The sequence below is a fragment of the Actinoplanes sp. NPDC026623 genome, assembly GCF_040638275.1.
Taxonomy (GTDB): domain Bacteria; phylum Actinomycetota; class Actinomycetes; order Mycobacteriales; family Micromonosporaceae; genus Actinoplanes.
This window is the reverse complement of sequence record NZ_JBEZXZ010000080.1, coordinates 1-13934: the sequence shown is the minus strand read 5'-3', so window position 1 is coordinate 13934 and position 13934 is coordinate 1. Positions and strand designations below refer to the sequence as shown.

General features: G+C 70.1%; 9 protein-coding genes. 3 read left to right on the top strand and 6 right to left on the bottom strand.

Annotation, left to right across the window (positions count from 1 at the left end):
• Positions 1–55: 55 nt before the first annotated feature.
• The 3 genes from AB0F10_RS23130 (at position 56) to AB0F10_RS23120 (ending at position 4540) form a co-directional block, all read left to right on the top strand.
• Complete coding sequence (locus tag AB0F10_RS23130; RefSeq protein ID WP_360628518.1) at positions 56–2557, top strand: DUF4118 domain-containing protein; 2502 nt, start codon at positions 56–58, stop codon at positions 2555–2557.
• Positions 2554–3222 carry a response regulator gene (locus tag AB0F10_RS23125; RefSeq protein WP_360628515.1) on the top strand — a complete coding sequence of 223 codons (669 nt, stop codon included), beginning with the start codon at positions 2554–2556 and terminating at the stop codon, positions 3220–3222. Before AB0F10_RS23130 ends, AB0F10_RS23125 begins: the two co-directional genes overlap by 4 nt.
• A 436-nt stretch (positions 3223–3658) precedes the next feature.
• A complete protein-coding gene (locus AB0F10_RS23120) occupies positions 3659–4540 on the top strand; it encodes a DUF4118 domain-containing protein (protein ID WP_360628512.1) in 882 nt (293 codons plus the stop codon).
• Positions 4541–4589: 49 nt separating this feature from the next.
• Here the strand turns inward: AB0F10_RS23120 and AB0F10_RS23115 are convergent, their stop codons facing one another.
• Genes AB0F10_RS23115 through AB0F10_RS23090 form a run of 6 tightly spaced genes read right to left on the bottom strand, consistent with a single transcriptional unit; the run spans position 4590 to position 12574 of the window.
• On the bottom strand, positions 4590–5267 hold the full coding sequence (locus AB0F10_RS23115; RefSeq protein ID WP_360628509.1) for a response regulator: 678 nt from the start codon (positions 5265–5267) through the stop codon (positions 4590–4592).
• On the bottom strand, positions 5264–7747 hold the full coding sequence (locus AB0F10_RS23110) for a sensor histidine kinase KdpD (RefSeq protein ID WP_360628506.1): 2484 nt from the start codon (positions 7745–7747) through the stop codon (positions 5264–5266). The genes AB0F10_RS23115 and AB0F10_RS23110 overlap by 4 nt, the downstream gene beginning before the upstream one ends.
• Positions 7748–7775: 28 nt before the next feature.
• The gene (locus AB0F10_RS23105; RefSeq protein WP_360628503.1) at positions 7776–8642 is read right to left on the bottom strand and encodes a potassium-transporting ATPase subunit C; all 867 of its coding nucleotides are present in this window, start codon (positions 8640–8642) and stop codon (positions 7776–7778) included.
• Between the two features lie 5 nt (positions 8643–8647).
• The gene (gene kdpB, locus AB0F10_RS23100) at positions 8648–10783 is read right to left on the bottom strand and encodes a potassium-transporting ATPase subunit KdpB (protein ID WP_360628500.1); all 2136 of its coding nucleotides are present in this window, start codon (positions 10781–10783) and stop codon (positions 8648–8650) included.
• A 55-nt stretch (positions 10784–10838) separates the two neighbouring features.
• Positions 10839–12485 (bottom strand): potassium-transporting ATPase subunit KdpA, encoded by a 1647-nt coding sequence (gene kdpA, locus AB0F10_RS23095; protein WP_360628497.1) that lies wholly within the window; start codon positions 12483–12485, stop codon positions 10839–10841.
• The gene (locus tag AB0F10_RS23090) at positions 12485–12574 is read right to left on the bottom strand and encodes a potassium-transporting ATPase subunit F (protein WP_360628494.1); all 90 of its coding nucleotides are present in this window, start codon (positions 12572–12574) and stop codon (positions 12485–12487) included. Before AB0F10_RS23090 ends, kdpA begins: the two co-directional genes overlap by 1 nt.
• Positions 12575–13934: the final 1360 nt, after the last annotated feature.

Here is a 13934-nt window from a genome sequence, read left to right as displayed (position 1 = left end):
TCAACGTCCTCAGGCTCGGCCTCGCCCTGGTTGCGCGGCAGTGAGGAGACCTGGGGTGGCACGCGGGCAACTACGGATCTACCTGGGTGCCGCCCCGGGCGTCGGCAAGACGTACACGATGCTCGAGGAGGCGCACCGGCGCGCCGGGCGCGGCACCGACATCGTCGTCGGGTTCGTCGAGACGCACGGCCGCAAACACACCCAGGCCATGCTCGCCGACCTCGAGGTGCTGCCGCGGACGACGGTGTCGTACCGGGGTGCCGAGTTCACCGAGATGGACCTCGACGCGCTCCTGGCCCGAGGGCCCGCCGTCGCCGTCGTGGACGAGCTGGCACACACCAACGTGCCCGGCGGCCGCAACGCCAAACGCTGGCAGGACGTCCAGGAACTCCTGGCCGCCGGCATCACCGTCCTGACCACGGTCAACGTGCAGCACCTCGAATCACTCAACGACGTCGTCGCGCAGATCACCGGCGTCGAACAACGCGAGACCGTACCCGACGCCGTGGTCCGCGCCGCCGAACAGGTCGAACTCGTCGACATGACCCCCGAAGCGCTACGCCGGCGAATGGCACACGGCAACATCTACCGGCCCGAGAACATCGACGCCGCCCTCGGCAACTACTTCCGCACCGGCAACCTCACCGCCCTGCGCGAACTGGCCCTGCTGTGGCTGGCCGACAAGGTCGACGACCAACTCGACGCCTACCGCGCCGACCACCACATCGACACCACCTGGGAAACCCGCGAACGCGTCGTCGTCGCCCTCACCGGCGGCCCCGAAGGCGACACCCTCATCCGCCGCGCCGCCCGGACCGCGGCCCGCACCAAAGGCGCCGACCTGATAGCCGTACACGTCTCCCGCAACGACGGCCTCGCCGGCGCGAACCCGGCCGCGCTGGCCCGCCAACGCGTCCTGATCGAGAGCCTCGGCGGCACCTACCACCAGGTCATCGGCGGCGACATCCCCGCAGCGCTGCTGGATTTCGCCCGCGGCGCGAACGCCACCCAGATCGTGCTCGGCGCGAGCAGCCGCGGCCGGCTCGCCCAACTCTTCTCCGCCGGCGTCGGCGTCACCACCACCGCCCGCTCCGGCAGCATCGACGTGCACCTGGTCAACCACGAACGCGTCCGTCGTGGCCGCGTCACCCGGCGGCTGCCGGCAGCACTGTCCCGCCGGCGGCGGATCACAGGGTTCCTGACCGTGCTGGTCGGGTTCCCAGCGCTGACCTGGCTGCTACATGTCGCACCCCACATGTCGCTGACCAACGACATCCTGCTCTTCCTCGCGGCCATCGTCGGCGTAGCCCTGATCGGTGGACTGTGGCCCGCCCTGCTCGCCGCCGTCGGCGGGTCGCTGCTGCTCAACTGGTTCTTCACCCCACCGACCGGCCGGTTCACCATCGCCGAGGGCACCAACCTGCTTGCCCTGATCATCTTCGTCGTCGTGGCCATCGCGGTCAGCTGGGTCGTCGACACGGCCGCCCGCACCACCCGGCAAGCCGCCCAGGCCGGCGCCGACGCACAGACCCTCGCCACCGTCGCCGGCAGCGTCCTGCGCGGCGCCCGGCCACTGACCGCCCTGCTGGAACGACTCCACGAAACCTTCCACCTGGACTCGGTCACCCTGCTGGAACGCGACAACCCCGGCTGGACCGTGGTGGCATCGGTCGGCGGCGAACCGTGCACCGCACCGGGTGACGCAGACGCCGAGGTGACCGCGGACGACCGGTTCACCCTGGTCCTACGGGGACGGGAACTGCAGGCCAGCGACCGGCGCATCGTCGAGGCGTTCGCCGCGCAGGCCGCCCTCGCCGTCCGACAGGAACGACTCGCCGCCGAGGCCGCCGCCGCGAAACCCCTCGCCGAGGCCGATCGGATGCGCACCGCCCTGCTCGCCGCCGTCAGCCACGACCTGCGCACCCCGCTGGCCTCCGCCAAGGCCGCCGTCGCCGGGCTCGCCGCCGCCGACGTGCACCTCGACGACGACGACCGCGCCGAACTGCTCGCCACCGCCGACGAGTCCCTGGACAAGCTCGACCGCCTCGTCGCGAACCTGCTCGACATGAGCCGCCTGCAGGCCGGCGCGCTCGGCGTGCACGCCATCGACGTCGGCGCGGAGGAGGTCGTCCCGCGGGCCCTCGACGACCTCGGCGTCAGCGTTCCGCTGCACCTGTCGCCCGACCTGCCCGCCGTGCACGCCGACCCCGGCCTGCTCGAGCGCATCCTGGTCAACCTCGTCGCGAACGCCCTGCGGCACAGCCCACCCGACCGGCCGCCGATCGTCACCGCCAGCGCGCTCCACGACACCATCGAGATCCGGGTCATCGACCACGGACCGGGCATCCCCGAGGACCGGTGGGACGACGTCTTCCTGCCGTTCCAACGCCTCGGCGACCGCGACAACCACACCGGCATCGGTCTCGGCCTCGCCCTGTCGCGCGGGCTGACCGAAGCCATGGGTGGCACGCTGACCCCGGAAGAGACACCCGGTGGCGGCCTCACCATGATCCTCACCCTGCCCGCCGGCGCGCACACCCCGGAGGTACCCGAATGACCCGCATCCTCGTCGTCGACGACGACCCACAGATCCTGCGCGCCCTGCGGGTCAACCTGCGCGCCCGCGGCTACGACGTCGACACCGCCGACGACGGCGGCACCGCCCTGAAGACCGCCACCGACAACCCGCCCGACCTGGTCATCCTCGACCTCGGCCTGCCCGACCTCGACGGCGTGGAGGTCATCGGCGGGCTGCGCGGCTGGACCACCGTACCGATCGTCGTGCTCTCCGGCCGCGCCGACGGCCACGACAAGGTCGACGCCCTCGACGCCGGCGCCGACGACTACGTCACCAAACCCTTCGGCGTCGATGAACTCCTGGCCCGCATCCGCGCCGCCCTGCGCCGCACCCAGCCCGCCGCCGAGCGCCCCGCCATCGTCACCGTCGGCCGGTACGCCGTTGACCTGGCCGGGCGCACCGTCTCCCACGACGTGAAGTTCACCCCGACCGAGTGGCAGATCCTCGACCACCTGCTGCGCAACCCGGGCATGCTCGTCAGTCAACAGGCCCTGCTGCGCGACGTGTGGGGGCCGCATTACCAGACCGAGACGAACTATCTTCGGCAGTACATGGCCCGGCTACGCCGCAAACTCGAGGACGATCCGACCCACCCGAAACACCTGCTCACCGAGCCGGGCATGGGCTACCGGTTCAGCCCATGATCACCTGACCGGTCAGCGACGGGTCAATCTTGGTACGCGCGGCGTGGAGGGCGCGTCGACGTCGATGCCAGACCGAGCTTGCCGCTCCCTACTGACCGCCCATGACAGCTTCCTCGCGCAGCCTTTGATCGGCCATGTCTACTCATCTCCCGAGAGTCAGTCCTTGAAGGACTGTTGATGCGTCTCGTGAGTAGTCCGTCGACGAAGTCGCGTGCTGTCCGGTGCTGACCGCCGCGGGAATTCCCGCGGGAACCGCCCGGCCAGCGGGACAGAATGCTTGCGCTGACACGCCGATCGGATCGAGTGAAGGTCACCGTTCCGGTGGCGGCGCACGCGTCCACAGGTGCGACGCTCGGCGTCGATCTCCACCAGGCCTGGTCCGCCTGGCTGCGCATCCGTGCCGGGTTATCGCCGCCCGGCAGCTGCGCGGCGTGCGATGCCCGAAGGCCTCGACCAGCCGGCATTCGATGGGTGTCCACTGCTCGCCGGCAGCCGTCATGCGGCCCGTGCCGCTCGGGGAGCCGGGATTGCCGCCGAGAATGACATGGCGTCCCGCCGCGCGGTGGTTCGTGAGTATGGTCGAGTGGTGGCCACCTGGCGCGGACGAGACCGGCTCGCCGTCGGTTTCGCGATCGTTGCTCCGTTCGTCGTCTCGACGATGTTGGTGCCGTTGCGCGCCCGGATCGAGAACACCCACGTCGCGCTCCTGCTCGTCGTGGTCGTGGTCGCCGTTGCGGCGTTCGGCAACCGCCCGGCCGGTTACCTGGCAGCGCTGTCCGCCGGCGTCTGGTTCGACTTCTACTTCACCGAGCCCTATCAGCGTCTCACCATCGGCGACCGGTCCGACGTCGAGACTTTCGTGCTGCTGATGGCCGTGGGTGTCGCGGTGACCGAACTGGCGGTGTGGGGTCGTCGGCAGGAGGCGATCGCTCACCGTGAGGCGGGCTACCTGGCGGGCATTCAGGCCGCCGCCGACGCCGGTGCGACCGGTGGGTCGCCCCAGGATCTGATCAGGCAGGTGTCCGACCGGTTGTTGGACACCCTGCACCTGAGCAGTGCCCGGTACCAGTCCGGCGTCGCCGGCCTCGGAGGCCCGGCCCGGCTGCGCCGCGACGGTCAGATCCTGTGGAAGGGCAGCGTGTGGGATGTCGACCGCAACGGTTTGCCGTCCGACACCGACATCGAACTGCTCGTAGAGAACGCCGGCCGGCTGCATGGCCGATACCTGCTGAAGGCTGCACCCGGGACGTCCGCACCGCTGAGCGATCGCCGCGTCGCGGTGACCCTGGCCGACCAGGTGGGCGCCGCCCTGGGGTGAGCCGCTGTGCCTGGAAGGCGGCGACATCCCACGATCGTCCGGGTGTCGATCAGGGCCGGAAGCGGTAGCCCATGCCCGGTTCGGTGAGCAGGTGGCGGGGGTGGGCGGGATCGGCTTCGAGTTTGCGGCGCAGCCGGGCCATGTACTGCCGTAGGTAGTTGGTTTCGGTGAAATGTCGCGGGCCCCACACGTCGTGCAGCAGCGTGCGCTGGCTGAGCAGTTTGCCGGGGTGGCGCAGCAGGTGTTCCAGCAGTTGCCATTCGGTGGCGGTCAGTCGCACGTCGGCGTCGCCGCCGGTGATGCTGCGGGCGCCGAGGTCGATGGCGTGCTCTCCGATGGTGACGATGGGCGGCGTCTCGCCGTGCGGTTGGGTGCGGCGGGTGACCGCGCGGATGCGGGCGAGGAGTTCGTCGATGCCGAACGGTTTGGTGATGTAGTCGTCGGCGCCCGCGTCCAGTGCGTCGACCTTGTCGTGGCTGCCGGCGCGTCCGGAGAGCACGATGATGGGGATGGCGGTCCAGCCGCGCAGGCCTCGGATGACGTCGGTGCCGTCCATGTCGGGCAGGCCGAGGTCGAGGACGACCAGGTCGGGTTGGTTGCGGGTGGCGGCGCGCAGTGCGCAGGTGCCGTCGGCGGCGGTGTCGACGTCGTAGCCGCGGGCGCGCAGGTTGATGCTCAGTGCGCGGACGATCTGGGGTTCGTCGTCGACGACGAGGATGCGGGTCATCGGCCAGCTGCCGTCGGCAAGGAAATGATCATGGTGAGTCCACCTCCGGGTGTCTCCTCGGGGGTCAGGGTGCCGCCCATCGCCTCGGTGAGGCCGCGGGACAGGGCGAGGCCGAGGCCGACACCGGTGTGGTTGTCGCGGTCCCCGAGACGTTGGAAGGGCAGGAAGACGTCGCCCCAGCGGTCTTCGGGGATTCCGGGGCCGTGGTCGATGACCCGGATCTCGACGGCGGGGCCCAGCGAGCTCGCGGTGATGACCGGCGGCTGGTCGTGCGGGCTGTGGCGCAGGGCGTTGGCGGACAGGTTGACGACGATGCGTTCCAGCAGGCCGGGGTCGGCGTACAGGTACGGCAGGTCCTCCGGGATGAGCAGCCGGACGGTCCGGCCGGCCGGGCCGAGGTCGTCGAGCGCACGCGGCACGATCTCCTCCGCGCCCACGTCGATGGGTGCGATGCCCAGGGCTCCGGCCTGCAGCCGGCTCATGTCGAGCAGGTTGGTGACCAGCCGGACCAGCCGGTCGATCGACTCGTCGGCCGTGGCGAGCAGTTCTGCGCGGTCGTGATCGTCGAAATGCACGTCGGTGCTGCGCAGGCCGGCGACGGCGGCCTTCGCGGAGGCGAGCGGGGTGCGCAGGTCGTGACTGACGGCCGCCAGCAGCGCAGTCCGCATCCGATCGGCCTCGGCGAGGGGTTTCGCGGTCGCGGCTTCCGCGGCCAGCCTCTCCTGCCGCAGCGCCAGGGTGGCCTGCGCGGCGAACGCCTCGACGATTCGCCGGTCGCTGGCCTGCAGGGGACGGCCCTTGAGTAGCATGACGAGGTTGTCGTCGCCTTTGACCTCGACGTCCGCGTCGGTAGACCGGGTACAGGTCGGTTGGCCGACCTCCGCGACGACGGCGCCCTGGTCCAGCAGGGTCACCGAGTCGAGGGTGAAGGTCTCGCGTAGTCGCTCCAGCAGTGCCATCAGGGGCCGCTCGCCGCGCAGGACACCGCCCGCGACGGTCGCCAGTGTCTGCGCCTCGGCACCGGCCCGCGCGGCTTGGCGGGTCTTGCTCGCGGCGGTGTCGACGACCCAGCTGACGGCAATCGCGATGATCACGAAGATGGCGAGGGCGAGCAGATTCTCGCCCTCTGCGATGGTGAACCGACCGACTGGCGGGGTGAAGAACCAGTTCAGCAGCAGCGATCCGGCCACGGCGGCGAGCAGGGCCGGCCACAGTCCACCGATGAGGGCGACACCGACGACCGCGGCGAGGAAGAGCAGGATGTCGTTGGTCAGCGAGAGCCCGGTGCCGAGGTGCAGAAGCCAGGTGAGTGCGGGTAGGCCGAGGAGCACGGTCAGGAAACCGGCGATGCGCCTGCCGCGTGACAGTGCCGCCGGCGCGCGCCGGGCGCGGCGCCCCTGCCCGGCCCGTTCGTGGGTCACCAGATGCACGTCGATGGATCCGGAGAGCGCGGTGGTGGTGACGCCGACCCCGGCGGAGAAGATCTGGGCGAACCGGCCGCGGCTGGACGCGCCGAGCACGATCTGGGTGGCGTTGACTCCGCGGGCGAAATCCAGCAGGGCCCGGGGCACGTCGCCGCCGATCACCTGATGGTAGGTGCCACCCAGGCTCTCCACCAGGACCCGGTGCCTGGCCAACGTCGCCGGGTCGGCACCGGCCAGACCGTCGTTACGGGATATGTGTACGGCCATCAGGTCGGCGCCCTTGGTGCGGTCCGCGATCCGCGCGGCGCGCCGGATGAGGGTGTCGCCCTCGCGGCCGCCGGTCAGGGCGACGACGACGCGTTCACGGGTCTCCCAGGTCGCGTCGATCTTGTGGTCGGCGCGGTAGGCGTCGAGTTGGTCGTCGACCTTGTCGGCCAGCCACAGCAGGGCCAGTTCGCGCAGCGCGGTGAGGTTGCCGGTACGAAAGTAGTTGCCGAGGGCGGCGTCGATCTTCTCGGGCCGGTAGATGTTGCCGTGCGCCATCCGCCGGCGCAGCGATTCGGGGGTCATGTCGACCAGTTCGACCTGCTCGGCGGCGCGGACCACGGCGTCGGGCACGGTCTCGCGCTGCTCGACGCCGGTGATCTGCGCGACGACGTCGTTGAGTGATTCGAGGTGCTGCACGTTGACCGTGGTCAGGACGGTGATGCCGGCGGCCAGGAGTTCCTGGACGTCCTGCCAGCGTTTGGCGTTGCGGCCGCCGGGCACGTTGGTGTGTGCCAGCTCGTCCACGACGGCGACCCCGGGTTTGCGGTGCAGCACCGCGTCGAGGTCCATCTCGGTGAACTCGGCACCACGGTACGACACCGTCGTCCGCGGCAGCACCTCGAGGTCGGCGAGCATGGCCTGGGTGTGTTTGCGGCCGTGCGTCTCGACGAACCCGACGACGATGTCGGTGCCGCGCCCGGCGCGGCGGTGCGCCTCCTCGAGCATCGCGTACGTCTTGCCGACGCCGGGGGCGGCGCCGAGGTAGATCCGTAGTTCTCCGCGGGGCATTCGGCTCCGCCCTGCCTTCCTGTCGCTGCTACTTCTGTCCGTCGAGGGCGAGGTTGAGTTGCAGGACGTTGACGCCGGGCTCGCCGAGGAAGCCGAGCGCACGGTCGTCGGTGTTGTCCTTGACCAGGGCTCGGACCTTTTCCGGGCTCAGGCCGCGTTCCCGGGCGATCCGGGGCACCTGCAGTTCGGCGTAGGCCGCGCTGATGTGCGGGTCGAGGCCGCTGGCACTGGCGGTGACGGCGTCGGCGGGCACGGCCGGCGGCGTCGGTGCGCCACCACGGATCGCCGTGATGACCCCACCCAGGTCCCGGTAGTCCACACCGGTCTTGGCCGACTCCACCGGTACGCCCTCGTAGGCGGCGAGGAACGGGGTACCGGTCTGGTTGACCGACACGACCCGGGTGACCGGCCCGGTGAACCCGTCACGGCGGAACACGGCGAGGACCGCTCCGACACCGTCGGCGGTGCAGTAGGGCCGCCGACCGTCGACGCCTTCGAGGGTGCCGACGGCGAGGCTGCGGGCGCAGACCTGGGTGAGCAGGCTCTGCGACGCGTCGTCGGGGTTGTCGGCGGGCGTATCCACAATGCTTTCGGGGCCGAGGTTGCTGGCGGAGGTGGAGGTCGGGTCGTAGCCGTCGCCGGCCGCCGACGGGCGGCTCTGGAAGTAGCGCGGGTCGGGTTTGCCGTCCGCGTCGGTGAACGCCTGCCCGATCAGCCGGCTGCCGACGGCGCGGCCGGCGACGGTGATCAGTGAGCCGTCGGCACGGTGGTCGAGCCCGGGAAGGCGACCGACGGCCACCATCGCGAGGGGGTAGACGATGCCGAGAAGCACCGTGAAGACCAGCAGGGCCCGCATGGCGGCCAAGTGCTGGGAAAGCCAGGAAGGAAGTCGCACGGTGATCAGATCCCGGGGATGAACTGGATGAGCAGGTCGATGACTTTGATGCCGACGAACGGGGCGACGACGCCCCCGAGGCCGTAGACCAGCAGGTTGCGCCGCAGCAGCGCGCTCGCACTCGACGGCGTGTACCGCACGCCGCGCAGGGCGAGCGGGATCAGCGCGACGATGACGAGCGCGTTGAAGATGACCGCGGACAGGATCGCCGAGCCCGGCGAGTGCAGCCGCATCACGTTGAGCGTGTCGAGGCCGGGGTACACCGCGGCGAACATCGCCGGAATGATCGCGAAGTACTTGGCGATGTCGTTGGTGATGGAGAACGTGGTCAGCGCCCCGCGGGTGATCAGCAGCTGTTTGCCGATCTCGACGATCTCGATGAGTTTCGTCGGGTCGGAGTCGAGGTCGACCATGTTGCCGGCCTCCTTCGCGGCCGACGTGCCCGTGTTCATCGCCACCCCGACGTCGGCCTGCGCGAGGGCGGGTGCGTCGTTGGTGCCGTCGCCGGTCATCGCGACCAGCCGGCCGCCCTGCTGCTCCTTGCGGATGTAGGCGAGCTTGTCCTCTGGGGTGGCCTCGGCCAGGAAGTCGTCGACGCCGGCCTCGTCCGCGATCGCCTTGGCGGTGCGCGGGTTGTCGCCGGTGATCATCACGGTGCGGATGCCCATCCGGCGCATCTCGTCGAACCGTTCCCGCATCCCCGACTTGACGACGTCCTTGAGGTGGATGACGCCCAGCGCCCGGGCCGGCTCCCCGGCGACGTGCTCCGCCACGACGAGGGGGGTGCCGCCGCTGCCGCTGATCGCGTCCACGATGTGACCGACGTCGTCGGTGGGATGGCCGCCGTGCTCGCGTACCCATTTCATGACCGCGGCAGCGGCGCCCTTGCGGATCCGACGGTCCGGCAGGTCGGCGCCACTCATCCGGGTCTGCGCCGAGAACGCCACGAACGTGGCATTCGGCATCAGGCCAGGTTCCCGCTCGCGCAGCCCGAACTCGGTCTTGGCCAGGACGACCACCGAGCGGCCCTCCGGGGTCTCGTCGGCGAGGCTGGACAGCTGCGCGGCGTCGGCCAGGGTGGCCGTGGCGACGCCGTCGACGGCGACGAACTCCGCGGCCTGCCGGTTGCCGAGGGTGATGGTGCCGGTCTTGTCGAGCAGCAGCGTGTTCACATCGCCGGCCGCCTCGACCGCGCGGCCCGACATGGCCAGGACGTTGCGCTGCACGAGGCGGTCCATGCCGGCGATGCCGATCGCCGAGAGTAGCGCCCCGATGGTGGTCGGGATCAGGCAGACGATCAGTGATACCAGGACGATGCCGGTGACGCCGTTGCCGTCGATCGCCGCGGTGTCCGGGGCCGCCGCCTGAAACGCCTTGGAAAAGATGGCTAGGGGCTGCAGAGTCGCCACCGAGAGCAGGAAGATGAGCGTGAGCGCGGCGAGCAGAATGTTCAGCGCGATCTCGTTCGGCGTCTTCTGCCGGTTGGCGCCCTCGACCAGCGCGATCATCCGGTCGACGAAGCTCTCCCCCGGCCGTTGGGTGATCCGCACGACGATCCGGTCCGACAGGACCTTCGTGCCGCCCGTGACCGCGGACCGGTCGCCGCCGGACTCGCGGATGACGGGTGCGGACTCGCCGGTGATCGCGGACTCGTCGACGCTGGCGATGCCCTCGATGACGTCGCCGTCGCCGGGGATGGTCTCGCCGGCCTCGACCACGACGATGTCACCCTGCTTGAGCTCGGGTGCTGGGATGCGGCGCTCGACGCCGTCGACGAGTCGCCGGGCCGTCATGTCCCGTTTCGACTGGCGCAGCGCTGCCGCCTGGGCCTTGCCGCGGCCCTCGGCGACGGCCTCGGCCAGATTCGCGAAGACCACAGTGAGCCACAGCCAGACGGCGATAGACCAGGCCAGCACGCTCGGCTCGGTGATCGCCAGGGCGGTCGTGAACAGCGCGCCGACCTCGACGATCAGCATCACCGGGTTGTGCCACAGCGTGCGGGGGTCGAGCTTGACCAGCGCATCCGGCAGCGAACGCCAGAGCTGGGCCGGGTCGAGCAGGCCGCCACCGACGCGACGCTCACCGGAGGCGACGGACTGTCGTTCGGCGGGAGGCTTCTGCAGGGTGGTGGGGGTGGTCATGGCTGAATCGCCTTCGTCGTACCTTCCCGGCCCTCGCTGTGCTCGGTGCAGTCAGTCACGACAGGCCCTCCGCGATGGGTCCGAGCGCGAGAGCGGGCAGGAAGGTCAGCGCGACCAGCACCACGGTGACGCCGACGACCATCCCGACGAACAGGGGTTGATGGGTGGGCAGGGTGCCCTCGGACTCGGGTACCGGGTGCTGCCGGGCCAGCGAGCCGGCCAGGGCGAGCACGAGCACCATCGGCAGGAAGCGGCCGAGCAGCATGGCCAGGCCCAGCGCGGTGTCCCACCAGGGGGTGTTCACGGTGATGCCGGCGAACGCGGAGCCGTTGTTGTTACCGGCGGAGGTGAACGCGTAGAGCACCTCGGACAGGCCGTGCGGTCCGACGTTCAGAGCGGTCGCGTTGTTGCCGGTGGCGAAGGCCGCGGCGGCTCCGCACAGCACGATCGTGGGGGTGGCCAGGAAGTACAGCGAGGCGAGTTTCATCTCCCGCGCCCCGATCTTCTTGCCCAGGTACTCGGGGGTGCGCCCGACCATCAGACCGGCCACGAAGACCGTGATCACCGCCAGGATCAGCAGGCCGTAGAGGCCCGAGCCGGTACCGCCCGGGGCGACCTCGCCGAGCATCATGTTGACGATCGGCATCGTCCCGCCGAACGAGGTGTACGAGTCGTGGAACGAGTCCACCGCGCCGGTCGAGGTGAGCGTGGTCGCCGCGGCGAAGGTGGCCGAGTTCGGGATGCCGAAGCGGACCTCCTTGCCCTCCATCGCGGCGCCCACCGCCTGCGGCACCGTGCCGGCGCCGTGCACCTCGAAGCCGACCGTCAGCGCGATCGAGGCGATCGCCAGGACCGCCATCACGGCGACGATCGCGTAGCCCTGCCGGTTCTGGCCGACCATCCGGCCGAAGACCCGGGGCAGGCTGAACGGAATCACCAGCAGCAGGAAGATCTCCAGCCAGTTCGTCCAGGCGGTCGGATTCTCGAACGGGTGTGCCGAGTTGACGTTGTAGAAGCCGCCACCGTTGGTACCCAGCTCCTTGATCGCCTCCTGCGAGGCCACCGGCCCGCCGGTGAGGTGCTGGGTCGCGCCGGTCAGCGTGGTGACGTCGATGCCTCCGGACAGGTTCTGCACCATGCCGGCGACCAAGAAGACCACGGTGACGACGACGCAGACCGGCAGCAGCACCCGCAGCGTGATCCGGGTCAGGTCGACCCAGAAGTTGCCCAGCGTCGCCGACCTGCGGGCGGCGAACCCGCGGACCAACGCGACCGCGACGGCGATGCCGACCGCGGCGGAGACGAAGTTCTGCACGGCGAGGCCGGCCATCTGCACCAGGTGACCCAGCGCCGACTCACCGGCGTACGCCTGCCAGTTCGTGTTCGTCACGAAACTGACCGCCGTGTTCCAGGCGATGTGGGTGGTGACCGGGTCGAAGCCCAGCGACAGCCACAGCTTGTCCTGCACCCGCAGGAACGCATACAGGAAGAGGATCGAGACCGCCGAGAAAGCCAGCACGCTGCGGGCGTAGACACCCCAGGTCTGCTCGGCGGACGGGTTCACGCCCACGAGGCGGTAGACGCCGCGCTCAACGATGTTGCTCCGGGTTCCGGTGACGACCCGGTACATGTAGTCACCGAACGGCCGGTAGACCACCACCAGGGCGATCACCAACAAGATGACAAACAGCCAGCCGGCCATCAGAACTTCTCCGGGAACAACAGGGCGGCGGCCATGAAGGCGCCGAGCAGGACGGCCACGATCAGGCCGATGAGGTTGACGGCGCTCACCAGCGTTCGACCGCCCGGATCAGCGCGGCCAGTGCTGAGAACAGCACCACCGTGATTCCGACGAACACGAGATCAGCCAAGAGAGGACTCCTAGACGAGGGTTGCGTTCTTGCCGAGGAGAAGCACAACGCGCGCCGGAGCTCTTGTCATCGGTGTTAACGCGATGACTACGCTCCCGGGTGGATTCTTGACGCGCTATTAACACCAGCCCGGGCGGATCCCGTCTCCGCGGTACTCATCGCCGCCGCCGCGGTCAGCCAAGGCGACGGCGCCGGGCGCGGAACAACCTGCCTCCCTGCGGCGTTGCCGCCGTCCCGGCAGAAGGGCCGCCGGACGCTGCTGCACCGCCGGAGCCTGACGCCCGGCACCTGACAGCTGTCGCGTCATCAGCGCGTCAACGTTGCGCCGCTTCGCGCATCAAAGGTGTTAACGTCCGGGCGCGACCCCCGCTGGGGGGCGTATGTCTGCGGTTATGACCATGCACATCGAGGTACCGTCCGGCGACGAGGCCCGGCAGAAGCCATCGTCGGCATCCGGCTCAAGACGACCGTGGCGGGCGGCCACCTGCTCGGGCACCTGCGCGCCCAGCGTTTCGTGGTGACAGGCTGGTAGATCGCCGCCGACATCGACGCGGTGGTGGTGCTGGCCGCGGCGAGCATGCTCGAGTTGCAACGGGCGATCCGACGACCAGCGCGGCGTTCGGTCTCGCCGGGGGATGCGCGGCGCTGGCCGCCGCCGCGGTCTTCGCGCCGCCGGAACAGGCAGCCCGCCTGCTGGTCATGGCCGCCACGGCCGGCGTCCTGGCACGATCCTGGGCCTGCGTGGCCGTGACCGCGTCACGGTGCTGGTGTTCGTCGGGTTTCTAGCGCATCGGGCCGGTGACCTCACCGGTGATCTCTCGCCGTGGCGGTACACGATCGTCCTCGGCGTCGCCGCCCTGCTCTGCCGTGGCCAACGCCGGATCCACCGTCAACGACACCTACGAGGCCAGCACACCGGTGCTCGGTGCTTCGCACCGGCGACACCCGCTCATGGCGACTTGACACCGCCGCGAGATGACCGATGCCCCCGACTGTACGGGGGGTCCGGGACGCCTGGAGGCGCCGATCGCGATGCCGAAAGGCCTTGACGTCGCCCACCCCGGAGAGGCGAACCCGATGTTGACGCGTTTTTAACGCCTGTCAGCGGTGGCGGCGTACGCCCGCGATGAATACTTCTCACGAGCCGTTCCACCACCTCTGGGAGATTCCGCGTGACCGTTGCCGCCCGCCCGCCGGCCGACCGCAACGGGATGCGGGACTGGCTGCTGAAGGGTCTCAACGACCGCGCGCAACGCCATCAGGGCCCGCACGCCCAACCC